The following is a 16,689-nucleotide window of genomic DNA, read 5'->3' as shown; positions in this document are numbered from 1 at the left end:
TGGCTTCGACAAGCTCAGCCCGAACGGGGAGTGAGAAAAGACGGAAGGAGACACCGTTCGCCCTGAGCCTGTCGAAGGGCAGCGACCGGATAGACGCGAGGTCTAAATTCGGTCGCGCGTGGTCTGGCGGTGGGTTTGGGTATGCAGCGAGGCGAAGAAGGCGCGTGCGTCGGCGCAGTCGCGTGCGATGCCCTGGGTCAGGGCGTCCAGACTGTCGTATTTCAACTCGTCATGCAGTTTGTGCAGCAGTTCCACGCGGACGATTTTACCGTAGGCCTCCCCATCGGGCAGGCTCTCTGTCAGAGCCCCGGGCCAGTCGAGGCAATGGGTTTCGAGCAGCACCCGCCCACCGTTCACGTCATCGGGGTCGAGCGAAGGACGCACGCCGAGGTTGGCCACACCGGACAGGGGGGGTGAATCGACATGGGGGCCGAGACCGTGCACCAGCACCGCGAAGATGCCGCTGGCAGCGGGCTTCCAGTGGGAAAACCGCAGGTTGAGTGTGCGAAAACCGTCGCCCCGCCCAGGGCTGCTCTCGGCCAGCTGGCGGCCCAGCTTGCGCCCGTGCACCACATGGCCGCTGACGCTGTAGGGCCGGCCGAGCAGCGCCGCGACGTCGTCCATGCGGCCTTCTGCCAGAGCCTGACGCACGGCCGAACTGGACACGCGCAGGCCGTGCACCTCGTAGCTTTGCATGCGTGCCACATCAAAGCCCAGCCGGTTGCCGGTGGCATCCAGCATGGCGTAGTCGCCGGCGCGTTTGGCGCCGAAGCGGAAGTCGTCACCCACCAATACGTATTTCACGCCCAGCGAGCCGACCAGGATGTCTTCGATGAAGGCCTGTGGTGTCAGCGCGGCGAGCCTGGTATTGAACGGCAGCACCACACACTGGTCGACACCGCAGCGTTCGAGCTCCTGCAGCTTGTCGCGCAGCGTGGCGATGCGGGCGGGGGCGAGCTCTGGCTGGTGGTGTAGCGCGGCGAAGTAGTCGCGCGGGTGCGGCTCGAAGGTCATCACGCAGCTGGGCACGCCGCGGTGCTTTGCTTCGTTGTTGAGAAGCGCCAGCATGGCCTGGTGGCCGCGGTGCACGCCGTCAAAATTGCCGATGGTGAGCGCGCAGCCGCTGGGGACTGCATCGAGGGCGTTGGTGCGGCGGCTGCGCAAGCCACGAAAGATTTTCATGCCGGGTCGGAGGGGTGTGGGGCCGCGGTCAGCCTGGCTGCAGTGGGGAATGTGGCTGCGCGACGGCTGCGTCATCAAAGCGCGCTATATTGACACACGACGATACACGCTCGCAGGCCACGCCTGCGGGCGATGTCGGGCCCCCCGGGGCCTGTTTTCCGCTGCTGCCGTTGCACAAAGGAGTCCGTCTTGAAGGTCTTGAAGCTCTCAGCCCAGGGGCTGCCACAGTCGTGGATCAGCCTGGAAGAAGCCGTGCTGCACTACGCGGCGGATGAAGTGCGCTGGGAGATGGGGGCCGAGATCGCGGTGTTTCATGGCGGACACAACGCGATCACCGGACGCCAGTCCATCGTCAACGTGAACTCGATCATCGGCACCCAGGGCGTGCCGCGCATCAACCCGTTCGACCTGCGGCCCACGCTGACCAACAGCAAGCTGTTTGCGCGTGATCGCAATGTGTGCGCCTACTGTGGTGAACATTTCGTCGAGGAAGAACTGACCCGCGAGCACATCGTGCCGCTGGGCCAGAACGGGCGTGATCTGTGGATGAACGTGGTGACGGCCTGCCGGTCGTGCAACCACCGCAAGGGCAACCGCACGCCCGAACAGGCGCACATGGGGCTGCTTTACGCGCCCTACGTGCCCAGCCTGTGGGAAGACTTCATCCTGCGCAACCGCCGCATCCTGGCGGACCAGATGGAGTTTTTGATGTCGCACCTGCCGAAGAGCTCCAGGCTTCACGCCTGACGCCTTGAATCAGTAGGTCAGTTCGAGGACCACTGCCCGGTTCTCGGGAGTCGGCCATGTGCGTCCGACGATCTTCTCGCCGTTGAACTCCGCTGCGATCGTCCGCACACCGTCTTCCATCAGCTTGATTTTCGAGCTCGAAACGCCGGCACCCGTGGGCGGCACACCCGGCAGCGCCTTGCCGTCAAACGCCATCTTGTCGCGCTCCGCATCGAAGTAGCCGCGTGGGCGCGTGAAGGTGACGGTGGACTTCGCGTCTTTGTCGGCCGCGGCGATGCGCTCCGCGCGCAGGTGGATCAGATCGCTGCTTCTGGGGAACGGGCTGCGGTAGATGTGCGTGGTGGCGTAGCCCGGCGCGCTGATCACGAACTCGTAGGGCACGCCAGCCTGCGCGGTGAAGGGGCCCCAGAGGCCGTCGATGCCCACGGTCTTGCCGTGCACGGCGGGGCCCTTGCGCTCACCAGTGGCGGGGTCGGTGGCGTACACCGCAAGCTGCGCGCCCGGCAGCGGGAGGTTGTTCGGGTAGCTGCCGCTGGCCGGGTCGGTGGGCACGAGGCCCAGGCCGGTGACCTTGCCGTTGAGCATCACCGGGGCCTGCATGACCACGGTCGACGTCTTGGGGCCCTGGCCGGTGACGAAGCGGTAGGTGGTGTCGAAGGCGGCGGACGAAAACGATGTTTCGCGGTGGTCCACGCGTGGCAGCACGGCGTTGGTCGCGCCCTTGAGTGCCGGGCCCTCGAACGTCACGTGGGTCGGCGTTCCCTGGGCGCCGATCCACAGACCGTCGGGCTGGGCGAACTTGTCGTTGTTGTCCGATCGGATCGTCAACCATTTCACCGGGCCGGCCACCTCGTCGCCAGCAGCGTTCTTGGGTGCATTCAGGCCTGTGAGGAAAGGCCCGGTGCCCGAGAACTCGTTGGCTTCGCGAAAGCCTTGGGTCGCCCACACGCCGTGGTTGGGCGTGCCACCGAGCACAGCATGGCTCACGGTCTTGTCACCGCCTCCGTTCTGGATGTAGTTGCGCACGGCATTGCCGCCGCGCGAATTGGCCACCAGCACCACCTGCTTCGCGCCCGTGGCCTTCAGCACCTTGTCCACCTCGGTCTTGAGGTAGGCCATGTGCTCGGTGGTGGACGTGCGCCCTGGCTGGGCTTTCCCGTCGTCGTCGCGCGCGAGCGGGTAGGGCAGGTCGATGGCGTGCAGGCGCTCGCGCGGCCAGCCGTTGGACTCGAAGCGCCACACCGTGCTCTGCCAGATGGAGGCCGAGTCGCCGTTGCCGTGCACGAACACGATGGGCGGCTGGCCGGCGCCCTGCGGCGCGGTGGCGCAGGCGGCCAGCAGCAGGCTGCTGGCCGCCAGGGCAAAGAGGTGGCGACGGGTGGTCATGCGTGTCTCCAGATCGTTCTCGGGTGGCGAAAACAATGCGGCCCGCGGGGAGCGGGCCGGTGGGGCTGAGAGGGTCAGGCGAACACGCCGGCCGTGTCCTGCATCCGGCTGGACACCTCGCCCAGGTGATGCAGGGTGTCGCCGAAGCTCATTTCCATCTGGGTGAGCTTCTTGAAGTAGTGGCTCACGATGTACTCGTCGGTCACGCCGATGCCGCCGTGCAGCTGCACCGCCTGCTGGCCCACGAAGCGCATGGACGTGCCCAGTTGCACCTTGGCGCGCGCCATGGCCGCGCGGCGCTCCGGCGCCGGAGCGTTGAGCTTGAGGCTGGCGTAGTAGCTCATGGAGCGCATGAGCTCCAGCTGCATCTTCATGTCGGCCACGCGGTGGCGCAGCGCCTGGAAGGTGGCGATGGCCACGCCGAATTGCTTGCGCGTGTTCATGTACTCGACCGTGATGGCCAGGGTCTTGTCCATCACGCCCACGGCTTCGGCGCAGGTGGCCGCGATGCCGATGTCCACGCCGTGTTCGAGCGCGGTCAGGCCATCGGTGGTGATGAGCTGGGCCGGCGCGTCCTTCAGCGTCAGGTCGCCAGCGCGGCCGCCGTCCTGCGTGTGGTGGCCGCGCGTGGCCACGCCCGAGGCACTGCGCTCCACGAGGAACAGGGCGAGCTTGCCGCTGGCCATGGCGGGAACGACGAAGGCGTCGGCCTGGTCGGTGGCGGGCACCAGGTTCTTGGAGCCGGAGATCGTCCAGCCACTGCCGGCCTGGATGGCGGTGGTGGCGCACACATCGAGCTTGTAGCGGGCCTTGCGCTCCTGGTGCGCGAGCACCACCAGCGCTTCGCCGGAGGCCATGCGGGGCAGCCAGGCGGCCTTCAGTTGGGCCGGGGCATAGCCACCGAGCACGCCCGAAGTGACCAGGGTCTGGGCGAGTGGTTCGAGCACGATGCCGCGGCCCAGCTCCTCCATGACCACCATGCCTTCGATCGGGCCCATGCCCATGCCGCCATCGTCTTCGCTCACGTAGAGGCCGGCCAGGCCGAGCTCGGCGAGTTCGCCGTAGGCCGCGCGGTCAAAACCTCCTGCGGCCACGATGCCGTTGCGGCGTTCGAAGGTGTAGCCCTTGTCGACCCATTTGCGCACCGCGTCGCGCAGCTGTTCCTGGTCGTCGCTGAAATCGAAGTCCATCTGTTTTCTCCTTAGCCGAGCACGGTCTGCGCGACGATGTTGCGCTGCACTTCGTTGCTGCCACCGTAGATGGTGGTCTTGCGCAGGTTGAAGTAGGTCGAGGCGAGCGGTGCGTTCGCGTTGACTCCGCCGGGGAAGTCGCCCTGCCAGCCGGCTTCCATGGCTTCCTCGATGAAGGGCAGGCTGTAGGGGCCGGCCGCGAGCATCATGAGTTCGCTGTAGCGCTGCTGGATTTCGCTGCCCTTGATCTTCAGCAGGCCGGCGATGTCGAGCGAGTTCTTGCCCGATTTCTCGGCCGAGAGCACGCGCAGCACCAGCATTTCCAGCGCCACCACGTCCACTTCAAGCAGGGCGATCTGATCGCGGAAGCGGCTGTCGTCCCACACGCCTTCGGCCTTGGCGATGCGTTTCAAGCGCTCGAGTTCGCGCTTGGCGCGGTTCACGTCGGCGATGTTGGTGCGCTCGTGGCTCAGCAGGTGCTTGGCGTAGGTCCAGCCCTTGTTTTCTTCGCCAATCAGGTTTTCCAACGGCACCTCGACGTTGTCGAACCAGACCTCGTTGACCTCGCTCTCGCCGTCGAGCAGCTTGATGGGGCGCACCGAGACGCCGGGCGATTTCATGTCGATCAGCAGGAAGGAGATACCGGTCTGCGGTTTGCCTTCGTTGCTGGTGCGCACCAGGCAGAAGATCCATTCACCGTACTGGCCCAGCGTGGTCCAGGTCTTCTGGCCGTTGACGATGTACTTGTCGCCCTGGCGCTCGGCACGGCACTTCACCGAGGCCAGGTCCGAGCCCGAGCCGGGTTCGCTGTAGCCCTGGCTCCACCAGACTTCGCCGCTGGCGATGCCGGGCAGGAAGCGCTGCTGTTGCTCCTTGTTGCCAAAGGTCATGATCACCGGTGCCACCATCACGGGGCCGAAAGGCACCACGCGCGGCGCGCCGGCCAGGGCGCACTCTTCCTCGAACAGGTGCTTCTGCACCGCGTTCCAGCCGGGGCCGCCGAATTCCTTGGGCCAGCCCCAACCGAGCCAGCCCTTCTTGCCGAGGATCTTGGCCCAGCGCTGCATGTCGTCGCGCGTCAGGCGCAGGGCGTTGTGGACCTTGTGGGCGATCTCTGCGGGGAGGTTGGCCTTGACCCAGCCGCGGATTTCCTCGCGAAACGCCTGTTCTTCGGGCGTGAATGCCAAATCCATGGGATGTCTCCTGGTGGCCGCCACAGGGTGTGTGCCGGCAAATTGAACAATGAAGGTGCTAACGAACCCGCCATGGCCGCTCATCCCGCCCATACGCGCCCACTCGGCGTTGCAAATGCGCGCCGTAGCCCGGCTACGGCTGTGCTTTGCGCCTTGATTGGCCGCAGATGGGCAGGCTGCTCGGCCATGCCGGATTCATTCGCACCTTCAAGCCGGTCAGTTTCGCACGACCGTTCGTTTTATGGCTGTCCGGGCTGCGACAAGCCGAGCTGTTCGTTCAGGTTCTGCAGTTGGTCCTGCAGCGCGGCCACGGTGTTTTCCAGCGTGGCCAGGCGGCGGGTGAGGTGGATCAACTCGTCCTCGGTGGCCGCGCTGCCCTGCGCCGCGGGGGCGGCGGCGAGGGCGGTGGTGTCCACGGGGCCGCAGAGCAGGTGCGCCCAGCGCTGTTCGCGGGCGCCCGGCGCACGCGGCAACTTCACCACCAGCGGGCCGCCCTTGTCGGCGCTGCGTTCCTGCATCTCCTCCAGGAAACCGTCGACCGACGCGATGTCGAGAAATTTGTACCAGCGCTCGGTGTTCAGCCGCAGCTCACCGGCGGTCTGCGGGCCGCGCAGCACCAGCATGCCCAGCAGCACGGCGGACTGTTCGGGCACAGCCGCGGCGCGCGCGAAGTTGTGCTCGTAGCGCGTGACGCGGCTGCCGCTGCCCTCCAGCACCATGTGCAGGCTGCGCAGGGCGTCCAGCGCCTCCAGCACCGCGGCGTCGGCCAGGTTCATCACCGGCTCGCGGCTGGACTTCTGATTGCAGCCGGTCACCAGCGCGTTGAGTGTGAGCGGGTAACTGTCGGGCACGGTGCGTGCCTTCTCCATGAGGGTGCCCAGCACGCGCGCCTCGGCGGGCGAGAGCGGGCGCTGTTGAAAATCGTGGCCGCGCGGGCGGCCGGCTGAAGGGGTTTGCAGGTCTGAGGTCATTACACTTCCCGGCCATGTCTGGCGTGAACAAAAACATCGTGATTCTGATCTCCGGGAGCGGCTCCAACATGGCCGCCATCGTGGAGACCGCCCGGACGCAGCGCTGGCAGGCCCGTTTTGGCGCGCGCGTGGCGGCCGTGATCAGCAACAAGGCCGCGGCACAGGGGCTGGTCTGGGCGAAGGAGCAGGGTATTGCGGCAGCCGCGCTGGACCACACTGCCTACGACAGCCGCGAGGCGTTCGACGCCGCCCTGATGGCCGAGATCGACCGCCACGGTCCGGCGCTGGTGGTGCTGGCGGGCTTCATGCGCATCCTGACACCGGGTTTCGTGCAGCACTACGAGGGGCGTCTCGTGAACATCCACCCCAGCCTGCTGCCCGCCTTTCCTGGGCTGAAGACGCACCAACGCGCGATCGAGATGGGCTGCCGTGTCGCGGGCGCCAGCGTGCACCGCGTGACGTCCGAACTGGACCACGGCGAAATCCTGGAGCAGGCGGTGGTGCCGGTGCTGCCGGGCGACACGGCCGAGACGCTGTCGGCGCGGGTGCTGACCCAGGAACACCTCATCTATCCCCGGGCGGTGGAGAGATTGCTCTCGGTGTGATGTGTCATTCACCCTCTCCCTCTGGGAGAGGGCAGGGGTGAGGGCCCGCGCTCAAACCCCTTTGTGAAAGACGAGCCCCGCATGCTCCCGCATTGCGTGGAACTTGATCTTGGGCCAGTTGGCTTCCACCGCGCGCAGCGTGGCCGCGTGGTCGACCAGCAGCGTGGGTGCGTCCACCGCGTCGAGCGCCACGCGGTGGCTGTTGGCGTCGATGAACTTCTTGAGCTCGATCTCGCCGCCGTCCTCGGGTGCGCAGGTCACCCAGCGCGCCACCTGGTAAGGGCTGTTCATGATGCGGGCCTTCACGCCGTACTCGTGCTCGAGGCGGTGCGCGACTACCTCGAACTGCAACTGGCCGACCGCGCCGAGCAGCAGCACCGAGCCCGCTACCGGGCGGAACACCTGGATCGCACCCTCTTCGCCGAGCTGGGTCAGGCCGGCGCGCAGTTGTTTGCTGCGTAGCGGGTCGGCCACTTCCACGCTGCGGATGATTTCCGGTGCGAAGAAGGGCAGGCCGGTGAACTGCAGGCTCTCACCCTCGGTGAGCGTGTCGCCCAGTTGCAGCACGCCGTGGTTGGGGATGCCGATGATGTCGCCGGCAAAGGCCTCGTCGAGCAACTCGCGGCGTTGTGAGAGGAAGCTCACCACGGTGTTGGGGCGCAGGTCTTTGCCCGAGCGCACCACCTTGAGCTTCATGCCACGTTCGAAATGGCCGCTGGCCACGCGCACGAAGGCGATGCGGTCGCGGTGCGCCGGGTCCATGTTGGCCTGGATCTTGAAGACCACGCCGCTGAACTTCGGTTCGTCGGGGTGAACGGTGCGCTGGATCGCGGGCCGGTCGCCGGGCGGCGGTGCCAAGTCTACCAGCGCGTCGAGCACCTCGCGTACGCCGAAGTTGTTCACCGCCGAGCCGAACAGCATCGGCGTCTGCTTGCCCGCCAGGAATTGCGCTTCGTCAAACGCCGGTGAGGCGCCTGCGACGAGTTCGAGTTCGTCGCGTGCCTGCTCGAATTCGGAGCCGAAGCGACGCACGCTCTCGGGGTTGTTCAGGCCGATCAGCACGTCCTCGTCGCCACCGCGGCGGTCTTCGCCGGCAGCAAACACGCGCATCTGGTCGGTGCGGCGGTCGAACACGCCGCGGAAGGTCTTGCCCATGCCCACCGGCCAAGTGAAGGGCACCACCGTCATGCCGAGCTCGCGCTCGATCTCGTCCATCAGGTCCAGCGGCGCCTGCACCTCGCGGTCCATCTTGTTCACGAAGGTCAGGATGGGTGTGTTGCGCGCGCGGCAGACCTGTAGCAGGCGGCGCGTCTGCGGCTCCACGCCGTTGCCGGCGTCGATCACCATCAGCGCGGCGTCGACGGCGGTGAGCACGCGGTAGGTGTCTTCCGAGAAGTCCTGGTGGCCCGGAGTGTCCAGCAGGTTGATCACGCAGTCGCGGTATTCCATCTGCATCACCGACGAGGCGACCGAGATGCCACGCTGCTTCTCGATCTCCATCCAGTCGCTGGTGGCGTGGCGCGCGGCCTTGCGCGCCTTCACGCTGCCGGCGATGTTGATCGCGCCGGAAAACAGCAGCAGCTTCTCGGTGAGCGTGGTTTTGCCCGCGTCGGGGTGGGAAATGATGGCGAAGGTGCGGCGGCGGCGCACCTGTTGGGAAAGTTCGGACATAACCGACGATTATCGTGCTCCCATGGGCGGGAGCCGCGTCAGCGGCGCAGGGGGGAGACAATACTGGCTATGCACCCCAAAGCCCTCCTGGACGAATGCGCCAGCCTGATCGAACAAGTCTTCAAGTTCGAACACCCCACCGATGCTGTCGTCGCCCGCCACTTTCGCGAGAATCGTTCGCTCGGATCCCGCGAACGCGCCACCCTGTCCGACACCGTCTACGCCATCCTGCGCCAACGCCTCAAGCTGGAATGGCTCGCGCGCTCGGGCAGCGGCTCCAAGTGGCGCCGGCTGGCGATCCTGGCCTTTCCTGGCGACCGCGATTTCATCAAGAGCGCACTGACCGAACCCGAGAAGACCTGGCTCGACCATTGCGATGCCGTGACCGACGCTGACCTGATGGCGCAGCACCGCCACAACCTGCCCGAGTGGCTGGCCACCGCCCTGCGCGAGCAGGTGGGCGATGAATTCGATGCCTTGGTGGACAGCTTCAACCAGCCCGCGCCGCTGGACCTGCGCGTGAACCTGCTCAAGGCCAAGCGCGAAGCGGTGCTGGCCTCGCTGCAAAAGGCCGGTCTGACAGGCGTTGCCACGCCGTATTCACCCCTGGGTATTCGCCTCCAAGGCAAGCCGTCACTGGCCAAGTTGCCCGCGTTCACCGAGGGCGAGGTCGAGGTGCAGGACGAAGGCTCCCAGTTGCTTGCCCTGTTGCTGGATGCCAAGCGCGGCGAAATGGTGGTGGACTTCTGCGCCGGTGCCGGCGGCAAGACGCTTGCCATCGGTGCCGCCATGCGCAACAGCGGCCGGCTTTACGCTTTCGATACCTCCGGCCACCGCCTCGACGCGCTCAAGCCGCGCCTGGCACGCAGTGGCTTGTCCAACGTGCACCCGGTGGCGATTGCCCACGAGCGCGACGATCGCATCAAACGCCTGGCCGGCAAGATCGACCGGGTGCTGGTCGATGCGCCGTGTTCAGGTCTGGGCACGCTGCGCCGCAGCCCCGACCTGAAATGGCGTCAGAACCCCCAGACTGTGGCGGCCCAGGCCGAACTGCAACTCGCCATCCTCAACAGCGCGGCGCGCCTGCTCAAACCCGGCGGGCGCCTGGTGTACGCCACCTGCAGCTTGCTGAGGCAGGAAAACGAGGAGGTCTGCGCGGCGTTCGAGGCGGCCCATGCCGAATTCGAGGCGGTGCCCGCAGCGGGATTGCTGGACGCCGCTCAAGTCCAGAACGCGGCATCCCTGTGCCAGGGTGACGAAGGGCGTTGGTTGCGGCTGTGGCCGCATCGGCATGCAACGGATGGCTTCTTTGCTGCCGTTTGGCGGAAAAAGCCTTGAAAAGCGGCCAATTCACCTGATCTGAAGCTGTAGTTTCCACATTCGGGGCTGGATATGGGTTGGTGATTGCCACCCCCGCCCTTAAAATCGTGGGCGTTACTGCTCCGGGTGCCCTGGAGCCCACTCGGTATCCATCTGCCCCCATGGGCGGTCTATTGGGAAATCAATGTCTTCTTCCGACTTCGGCATCTTCTCGTCCATCTGGGACGGCCTCATTCAGTTCCTCGCACATGGCCTGACCGGTGCGACCTGGTGGCAAACCATGATCGTGGCCCTGGTGTTCACCCACATCACCATTGCCAGCGTCACCATCTACCTTCACCGCCACCAAGCCCATCGCTCGCTGGACCTCCACCCGGTCGCATCGCACTTCTTCCGCTTCTGGCTCTGGATGACCACCGGCATGGTCACCAAGGAATGGACCGCCATCCATCGCAAGCACCACGCCAAGTGCGAACACGAAGGTGACCCGCACAGCCCGGTGGTGTTCGGCATCAAGAAAGTGTTCTTTGAAGGCAGCGAGTTGTATCGCGCCGAGGCCAAGAACCAGGAAACCCTGGACCGCTATGGCCACAACACCCCCAACGACTGGATCGAGCGCGTGGTCTACACCGGCCGCTCGCGCCTGGGTGTGAGTCTCATGCTCATTTTGAACGTGGCGCTGTTCGGCGTGCTGGGCGTGACCGTCTGGGCCATCCAGATGATCTGGATCCCGATCACGGCAGCCGGCATCATCAACGGCATCGGCCACTGGTGGGGCTACCGCAATTTCGAAGCGACAGACGCCAGCACCAATGTGTCGCCATGGGGCATCCTCATTGGCGGCGAAGAGCTGCACAACAACCACCACACCTACCCCACGTCGGCGAAACTGTCGGTCAAGCCTTACGAGTTCGACATCGGCTGGATGTACATCACCATGCTGAGTTCGGTGGGCCTGGCGTCAGTCAAGAAGGTGCCGCCCAAGATGGCGTTTGGCGATGTGAAGCCCGTGGCGGACGAGAAGACCCTGGAGGCGATCATCGCCAACCGTTACGAGGTGATGGCCGGCTACGCTCGCGAAATGCGCGCGGCCTGCAAGCGTGAGCTTGAGGCGCTGCAACGCCGCCGCGGTGACGCGACCGTGTTGCAATCCGCCCGCCAATGGCTGCACCGCGACGACGACAAGGTGCCGGCCAACGTCAGGCCTCAGCTGGCCCAAGTCCGTGCCGAGCACCCGGTGCTCGACAAGATGGTCACCATGCGTGAAGAGCTGCGCGCCCTGTGGTCGAGCACCACCGCCACCCGCGAGCAACTGGCCACCGACCTGCAGGCCTGGTGCCGCCGGGCTGAAGAAAGCGGCATCTCTGCCTTGCGCGATTTCTCCATCCGCCTTCGCTCAGCCCACGCCTGAGATAGGCCCGCCGCGCCTGCGGCGGTCACCTCCTCAAGGGGGCGTCGTCTGCGGCCCGGAAAAGCCGGTTCCGCGATGACAAAAGCCGGTTCCGCGATGACCTTGGCGAACGACCACAAAAAAGCCCGCTGTTTTCACAGCGGGCTTTTTGTTGGAAATCGCTCGATTACTTGAGCTTGATTTCTTTGTAGTCCACATGCTTGCGAGCTTTGGGATCAAATTTCTTGATCAGCATCTTCTCGGGCGTGGTCTTCTTGTTTTTGGTGGTGGTGTAGAAATGGCCGGTTCCAGCGGTGGATTCCAGCTTGATCTTTTCGCGTGCGCCTTTGGTTGCCATGTTCGGTTCTCCTTAAGCTTGACCGCGTGCGCGCAGGTCGGCGAGCACGGCGTCAATGCCGTTTTTGTCGATCAGGCGAAGGGCTGCACCGGAGACGCGCAGACGCACCCAGCGGTTTTCGCTCTCGACCCAGAAACGGCGGTATTGCAGGTTCGGCAGGAACCGGCGCTTGGTTTTGTTGTTGGCGTGGGAAACATTGTTCCCGACCATGGGCTTCTTGCCCGTGACGTCGCAGACGCGTGCCATGAGGACACTCCGATCATTCAAACAGCTGCTGACCACGACTGGAAGACATTCCGTGTCTGGCCCCCGCAGCCTCACCTCGCCAGGAAAGGGTGGCGGTAACCCGAATCTGCTTTGGTCCCGGACGAACCGGTCAATCTCAGCAAAGCCCGCGATTATAGCCAATCGGCGATCTCGCGGGGCGTGCGTGTCTTCAGGAAGCGTCCTGCTCCAGGAAGCGCTGGGCGTCCAGCGCAGCCATGCAGCCCGTGCCGGCGCTGGTGATGGCCTGGCGGTACACGTGGTCCTGCACGTCGCCAGCGGCAAACACGCCCGGCACGCTGGTCATGGTGGCCATGCCCTGCAGGCCCGAACGGGTGGTGATGTAACCGTCCTTCATGTCGAGCTGGCCCTTGAAGATGTCGGTGTTGGGTTGGTGGCCGATGGCGATGAAACAACCCTTCAGCGTGAGGTCTTCGGTGGCACCGGTTTTCACGTTCTTGAGGCGCACGCCGGTCACGCCGGACTTGTCGCCCAGCACTTCGTCGAGCGTGCTGTGCAGCTTGAGCTCGATCTTGCCGGCGGCCACTTTGTCCATCAGCTTGTCGATCAGAATGGCTTCGGCCTTGAAGGTGTCGCGGCGGTGCACGAGCGTGACCTTGCTGGCGATGTTCGACAGGTATAGCGCTTCTTCCACGGCGGTGTTGCCGCCGCCGACCACGCTGACTTCCTCCCCCCGATAGAAGAAACCATCGCAGGTGGCGCAGCCCGACACGCCCTTGCCCATGAAGGCTTCTTCGGAGGGCAGTCCGAGGTATTTGGCCGAGGCGCCCGTGGCGATGATGAGTGCATCGCAGCTGTATTCGCCGCTGTCGCCCTTGAGCACGAACGGGCGCTTGCTGAAGTCGACCGCGTTGATGTGGTCGAAGATCATTTCGGTCTTGAATCGCTCGGCATGCGCCTGAAAGCGCTGCATGAGGTCCGGTCCCTGCACGCCCTCAGCGTCTGCCGGCCAGTTGTCCACATCGATGGTGGTCATGAGCTGGCCGCCTTGTGCGATGCCGGTGATGAGTACCGGGTTGAGGTTGGCGCGAGCGGCGTAGACGGCGGCGGTGTAACCGGCCGGCCCGGAGCCGAGGATCAGTACTTTGGCGTGTTTCATGGTGCATGTCCCCATCGCATTCAGGGGCAAGTGGTTTAGAGTCGGCGGTTATATTGGTGCGTCAGGTCAGAAGCCTGCGGTGCAGGGGCCTTGACTTCAGGTCATTGTATGAAACGGCGCTGCAAGCGCTTCCCAGAACAAGGAATACACGCATGTCTCTCCTGTCCAATCTCGATCTGATCCGCCGGGTTCCCTTGTTTTCCACCCTGACCCAGGCCCAAGCCGAATCGGTGGCCGATTCCGTGATCAAGCGGCGCTTCAAACGCGGAGAGTGCATCGTCGAGCAGGGGAAGAAGTCCAATTGCCTCGCCATCGTGTTGACGGGACGGGCTCGCGTGGTCACCACCGACACGCGTGGGCGGGAGGTGATCCTGGCCACCATGAATCCGGGCGACTACGTGGGTGAGATGAGCCTGATCGACAACCAGCCGCATTCGGCCACGGTGAAGGCCGAGGTGCAGACCGATGTGCTGATTCTGGGTCGTGCCGAATTCGCCCGCTGCCTTCCCGAGAACAGCTCCATGGCCTACGCGGTCATGAAGGGCCTGGTGCAGCGCTTGCGCCACGCCGACCGCAAGATCGAATCGCTCGCGCTGATGGACGTTTATGGCCGGGTGGCTCGCGCGCTGCTTGAATTTGCCCAACCCGACAAGGACGGCCAGCTCACGATCAAGGACCGGGTGTCGCGTCAGGACGTGGCCAAGATGATCGGAGCCTCGCGCGAGATGGTCAGCCGCGTGATGAAAGACCTCGAAGACCGGGGCTTCATCGAGATGGCCGAGGATGGCAGCACCGTGATCAAGGAACGGCTGAATTCCCTCGGCTAAGCCCGGCGGCCGCCTCCGTGCGGCCAGGGCTGCCGGGCATGGGCTTGGGGTAAGCTAGCTGCTGGACATTTGAACAGCCCATGACCTACTCACTGAACACCCTCAACGCCGACCGTGCGGACCAACCGCAGGTCGGCGTTTCCCGTTTTGCCCAGGAAATCGGTTTGGTGCTGGGTGCGGCCGCGCTGGCCTTCTGGCTGCTGGCCTTGCTGAGCCACTCGCTGGCCGACCCGGCCTGGAGCACCACCGGCACCGCGACCGAGGTGGGCAACTGGGGTGGCCGGCTGGGCGCGCTGTTGGCTGACTGGAGCTACTACCTGTTCGGCTTCTCGGTCTGGTGGTGTTTCCTGGTCGGTGTGAGGGCTTGGTTGTCCGCCCTGGCCGGCTGGATTCGCGGCACGCGGGACGAAGATGGTGATGGACCGGATCCGCGCATCTGGCACCGCCCCTGGGCGCGCCGCACCCTGTTCTGGCTGGCGCTCGTCACCCTGATGGCCGCCAGCACGGTGCTGGAATGGAGCCGCCTGTACCGTCTTGAAGCATTGTTGCCGGGCCATGCGGGCGGTGTGCTCGGCCATGGCCTCGGCGCGTTCTCCGTGCGCTGGCTCGGTTTCACCGGCTCGGCGCTGGCCATGCTGGCGCTGTTGCTGGTCTGCCTGCCTCGTGTGTTCCGCTTTTCCTGGGGCCACTGGGCGGAAGAGGTCGGGCACACGCTGGACGGCTGGTTTGAGGCCCGCCGCGAGAAACGCGAAGCGGTGGAAGACCAGCGCATCGGCGAGAAGGCGGCGCGCGAACGCGAAGAGGTGGTGAAGGTCGAGCGGGTGGAGATCGAAGAGCACCACCCCACGCCGGTGGTGATCGAGCCCACGCTGGTCGACGTGCCCAAGAGCGAGCGCGTGGCCAAGGAACGCCAGAAGCCGCTGTTCACCGAACTGCCCGACAGCAAGCTGCCGCAGGTGGACCTGCTCGACAGCGCGCCGGTGCACCAGGCGGGCGTGGACAGCCAGACGCTGGAGATGACCAGCCGCCTGATCGAGAAGAAGCTCAAGGATTTTGGCGTCGACGTGCGCGTGGTCGCCGCAGCGCCGGGTCCGGTGATCACGCGTTACGAAATCGAGCCCGCCACCGGCGTGAAGGGTTCGCAGATCGTCAACCTCGGGCGCGATCTGGCGCGTTCGCTCTCGCTGGTCTCCATTCGCGTGATCGAGACCATCCCCGGCAAGAACCTGATGGCGCTGGAGTTGCCCAACGCCAAGCGCCAGACCATCAAGCTCAGCGAGATCCTGGGTTCGCAGGTCTACAACGATGCCAAGTCGATGTTGACCATGGGCCTGGGCAAGGACATAGGCGGCCAGCCCATCGTGGCCGACCTGGCCAAGATGCCGCACTGCCTGGTGGCCGGCACCACCGGTTCGGGCAAGTCGGTCGGCATCAACGCGATGATTCTGTCGCTGCTCTACAAGGCCGACGCGCGCGATGTGCGCCTGCTGCTGATCGATCCCAAGATGCTGGAGATGAGCGTCTACGAAGGCATTCCGCACCTGCTGGCGCCCGTGGTGACCGACATGAAGCATGCGGCCAACGGCCTGAACTGGTGCGTGGCCGAGATGGAGAAGCGCTACAAGCTCATGAGCAAGCTGGGCGTGCGCAATCTCGCGGGCTACAACGTGAAGATCGACGAGGCTGCGGCGCGCGGTGAGTTCATCGGGAACCCGTTCAGCCTCACGCCCGAGCAACCTGAGCCACTGGAACGCCTGCCCTACATCGTGGTGGTGATCGACGAACTCGCCGACCTGATGATGGTGGTGGGCAAGAAGATCGAGGAGCTCATTGCCCGCCTGGCGCAGAAGGCACGCGCGGCCGGCATCCATTTGATTCTTGCCACGCAGCGCCCCAGCGTGGACGTGATCACCGGCCTGATCAAGGCCAACATCCCGACGCGCCTGTCGTTCCAGGTGAGCAGCAAGATCGACAGCCGCACCATCCTCGACCAGATGGGTGCGGAGAGTCTGCTGGGCATGGGTGACATGCTTTACATGCCGTCGGGTACGGGATTCCCGATCCGGGTGCATGGTGCGTTTGTGAGCGATGACGAAGTGCACCGCGTGGTGGCCTACCTCAAGGAACAGGGTGGCGAGCCCAACTACATCGACGGCGTGCTGGAAGGCGGCGTGACCGATGGCGAGGGTGGTGATCTGTTCGGCGAAGGCGGCGGTGAGGGCAGCGGTGAAAAAGATGCTCTCTACGACCAGGCGGTGGAAATCGTCATCAAGGACCGCAAGGCCAGCATTTCCTATGTGCAGCGCAAGCTCAAGATCGGCTACAACCGCGCCGCCCGCTTGCTTGAAGACATGGAGAACGCTGGTCTGGTGAGCGCCCTCACATCGAGCGGGCAGCGGGACATCCTGGTGCCGGCACGCGGAGAATGACGCCGGCTTGAACCCAGCCGGCCCAACCGGATCAGA

15 protein-coding genes are annotated in these 16,689 nt (G+C 65.1%); 6 read left to right on the top strand and 9 right to left on the bottom strand.

Annotated elements, in window-relative coordinates; all coding sequences use genetic code 11:
* Nucleotides 1-102 precede the first annotated feature (102 nt).
* Nucleotides 103-1,182, bottom strand: a complete 1,080-nt coding sequence (locus ASE11_RS09330) for a bifunctional riboflavin kinase/FAD synthetase (protein ID WP_056269570.1) — start codon at nt 1,180-1,182, stop codon at nt 103-105.
* 189 nt (nt 1,183-1,371) lie between these two features.
* Here ASE11_RS09330 and ASE11_RS09325 point away from each other — a divergent pair, with 189 nt between their 5' ends.
* Nucleotides 1,372-1,929, top strand: a complete 558-nt coding sequence (locus tag ASE11_RS09325) for an HNH endonuclease (protein ID WP_056269566.1) — start codon at nt 1,372-1,374, stop codon at nt 1,927-1,929.
* A 9-nt stretch (nt 1,930-1,938) separates the two neighbouring features.
* Here the strand turns inward: ASE11_RS09325 and ASE11_RS09320 are convergent, their stop codons facing one another.
* The 4 genes from ASE11_RS09320 to ASE11_RS09305 form a co-directional block, all read right to left on the bottom strand.
* A complete protein-coding gene (locus ASE11_RS09320) occupies nt 1,939-3,315 on the bottom strand; it encodes an alpha/beta fold hydrolase (protein WP_056269565.1) in 1,377 nt (458 codons plus the stop codon).
* Nucleotides 3,316-3,389: 74 nt separating this feature from the next.
* Nucleotides 3,390-4,505 (bottom strand): acyl-CoA dehydrogenase family protein, encoded by a 1,116-nt coding sequence (locus ASE11_RS09315; protein WP_056269562.1) that lies wholly within the window; start codon nt 4,503-4,505, stop codon nt 3,390-3,392.
* Between the two features lie 11 nt (nt 4,506-4,516).
* Nucleotides 4,517-5,698, bottom strand: a complete 1,182-nt coding sequence (locus ASE11_RS09310) for an acyl-CoA dehydrogenase family protein (RefSeq protein ID WP_056269560.1) — start codon at nt 5,696-5,698, stop codon at nt 4,517-4,519.
* A gap of 239 nt (nt 5,699-5,937) precedes the next feature.
* Complete coding sequence (locus tag ASE11_RS09305; protein WP_056269557.1) at nt 5,938-6,669, bottom strand: YceH family protein; 732 nt, start codon at nt 6,667-6,669, stop codon at nt 5,938-5,940.
* A 14-nt stretch (nt 6,670-6,683) separates the two neighbouring features.
* Between ASE11_RS09305 and purN the strand changes: the two genes are divergently transcribed.
* Nucleotides 6,684-7,274, top strand: a complete 591-nt coding sequence (gene purN / locus ASE11_RS09300) for a phosphoribosylglycinamide formyltransferase (protein WP_056269554.1) — start codon at nt 6,684-6,686, stop codon at nt 7,272-7,274.
* Nucleotides 7,275-7,325: 51 nt separating this feature from the next.
* On the opposite strand, the gene ASE11_RS09295 is transcribed toward purN, so the two are convergent.
* Complete coding sequence (locus ASE11_RS09295; protein ID WP_056269552.1) at nt 7,326-8,945, bottom strand: peptide chain release factor 3; 1,620 nt, start codon at nt 8,943-8,945, stop codon at nt 7,326-7,328.
* Nucleotides 8,946-9,014: 69 nt separating this feature from the next.
* Here ASE11_RS09295 and ASE11_RS09290 point away from each other — a divergent pair, with 69 nt between their 5' ends.
* Both ASE11_RS09290 and ASE11_RS09285 read left to right on the top strand, forming a co-directional pair.
* Nucleotides 9,015-10,283, top strand: a complete 1,269-nt coding sequence (locus ASE11_RS09290; RefSeq protein ID WP_056269549.1) for an RsmB/NOP family class I SAM-dependent RNA methyltransferase — start codon at nt 9,015-9,017, stop codon at nt 10,281-10,283.
* 166 nt (nt 10,284-10,449) lie between these two features.
* Nucleotides 10,450-11,676: an acyl-CoA desaturase gene (locus ASE11_RS09285; protein ID WP_056269546.1), complete on the top strand. Its 1,227-nt coding sequence runs from the start codon at nt 10,450-10,452 to the stop codon at nt 11,674-11,676.
* 166 nt (nt 11,677-11,842) lie between these two features.
* Here ASE11_RS09285 and rpmG read toward each other — a convergent pair whose 3' ends face one another.
* From rpmG to trxB, 3 genes are all read right to left on the bottom strand, one after another.
* Nucleotides 11,843-12,013 carry a 50S ribosomal protein L33 gene (gene rpmG / locus ASE11_RS09280; protein ID WP_056269543.1) on the bottom strand — a complete coding sequence of 57 codons (171 nt, stop codon included), beginning with the start codon at nt 12,011-12,013 and terminating at the stop codon, nt 11,843-11,845.
* A gap of 12 nt (nt 12,014-12,025) precedes the next feature.
* Nucleotides 12,026-12,259 carry a 50S ribosomal protein L28 gene (gene rpmB / locus ASE11_RS09275; RefSeq protein ID WP_056269541.1) on the bottom strand — a complete coding sequence of 78 codons (234 nt, stop codon included), beginning with the start codon at nt 12,257-12,259 and terminating at the stop codon, nt 12,026-12,028.
* A gap of 190 nt (nt 12,260-12,449) precedes the next feature.
* Nucleotides 12,450-13,397: a thioredoxin-disulfide reductase gene (gene trxB / locus ASE11_RS09270; protein WP_056269538.1), complete on the bottom strand. Its 948-nt coding sequence runs from the start codon at nt 13,395-13,397 to the stop codon at nt 12,450-12,452.
* Between the two features lie 152 nt (nt 13,398-13,549).
* Between trxB and ASE11_RS09265 the strand changes: the two genes are divergently transcribed.
* Together ASE11_RS09265 and ASE11_RS09260 are read left to right on the top strand one after the other, a co-directional pair.
* Nucleotides 13,550-14,224, top strand: coding sequence for a Crp/Fnr family transcriptional regulator (locus ASE11_RS09265; RefSeq protein ID WP_056269533.1), 675 nt, complete (start codon nt 13,550-13,552; stop codon nt 14,222-14,224).
* An 80-nt stretch (nt 14,225-14,304) separates the two neighbouring features.
* Nucleotides 14,305-16,653: a DNA translocase FtsK gene (locus tag ASE11_RS09260; RefSeq protein ID WP_056269531.1), complete on the top strand. Its 2,349-nt coding sequence runs from the start codon at nt 14,305-14,307 to the stop codon at nt 16,651-16,653.
* The last annotated feature ends 36 nt before the right edge of the window (nt 16,654-16,689 follow it).

The organism is Hydrogenophaga sp. Root209, from assembly GCF_001428625.1.
Taxonomy (GTDB): domain Bacteria; phylum Pseudomonadota; class Gammaproteobacteria; order Burkholderiales; family Burkholderiaceae_C; genus Hydrogenophaga.
The sequence above is the reverse complement of the archived record's forward strand: the minus strand, read 5'-3'. Positions and strand labels throughout refer to the sequence as shown.

Coding starts and splice junctions, on each gene's coding strand:
- ASE11_RS09330 (WP_056269570.1), bottom strand. CDS start 1,182: ATGAAAATCTTTCGTGGCTTGCGCAGCCGCCGCACCAACGCCCTCGAT.
- ASE11_RS09320 (WP_056269565.1), bottom strand. CDS start 3,315: ATGACCACCCGTCGCCACCTCTTTGCCCTGGCGGCCAGCAGCCTGCTG.
- ASE11_RS09315 (WP_056269562.1), bottom strand. CDS start 4,505: ATGGACTTCGATTTCAGCGACGACCAGGAACAGCTGCGCGACGCGGTG.
- ASE11_RS09310 (WP_056269560.1), bottom strand. CDS start 5,698: ATGGATTTGGCATTCACGCCCGAAGAACAGGCGTTTCGCGAGGAAATC.
- ASE11_RS09305 (WP_056269557.1), bottom strand. CDS start 6,669: ATGACCTCAGACCTGCAAACCCCTTCAGCCGGCCGCCCGCGCGGCCAC.
- purN (WP_056269554.1), top strand. CDS start 6,684: ATGTCTGGCGTGAACAAAAACATCGTGATTCTGATCTCCGGGAGCGGC.
- ASE11_RS09295 (WP_056269552.1), bottom strand. CDS start 8,945: ATGTCCGAACTTTCCCAACAGGTGCGCCGCCGCCGCACCTTCGCCATC.
- ASE11_RS09290 (WP_056269549.1), top strand. CDS start 9,015: ATGCACCCCAAAGCCCTCCTGGACGAATGCGCCAGCCTGATCGAACAA.
- ASE11_RS09285 (WP_056269546.1), top strand. CDS start 10,450: ATGTCTTCTTCCGACTTCGGCATCTTCTCGTCCATCTGGGACGGCCTC.
- rpmG (WP_056269543.1), bottom strand. CDS start 12,013: ATGGCAACCAAAGGCGCACGCGAAAAGATCAAGCTGGAATCCACCGCT.
- rpmB (WP_056269541.1), bottom strand. CDS start 12,259: ATGGCACGCGTCTGCGACGTCACGGGCAAGAAGCCCATGGTCGGGAAC.
- trxB (WP_056269538.1), bottom strand. CDS start 13,397: ATGAAACACGCCAAAGTACTGATCCTCGGCTCCGGGCCGGCCGGTTAC.
- ASE11_RS09265 (WP_056269533.1), top strand. CDS start 13,550: ATGTCTCTCCTGTCCAATCTCGATCTGATCCGCCGGGTTCCCTTGTTT.
- ASE11_RS09260 (WP_056269531.1), top strand. CDS start 14,305: ATGACCTACTCACTGAACACCCTCAACGCCGACCGTGCGGACCAACCG.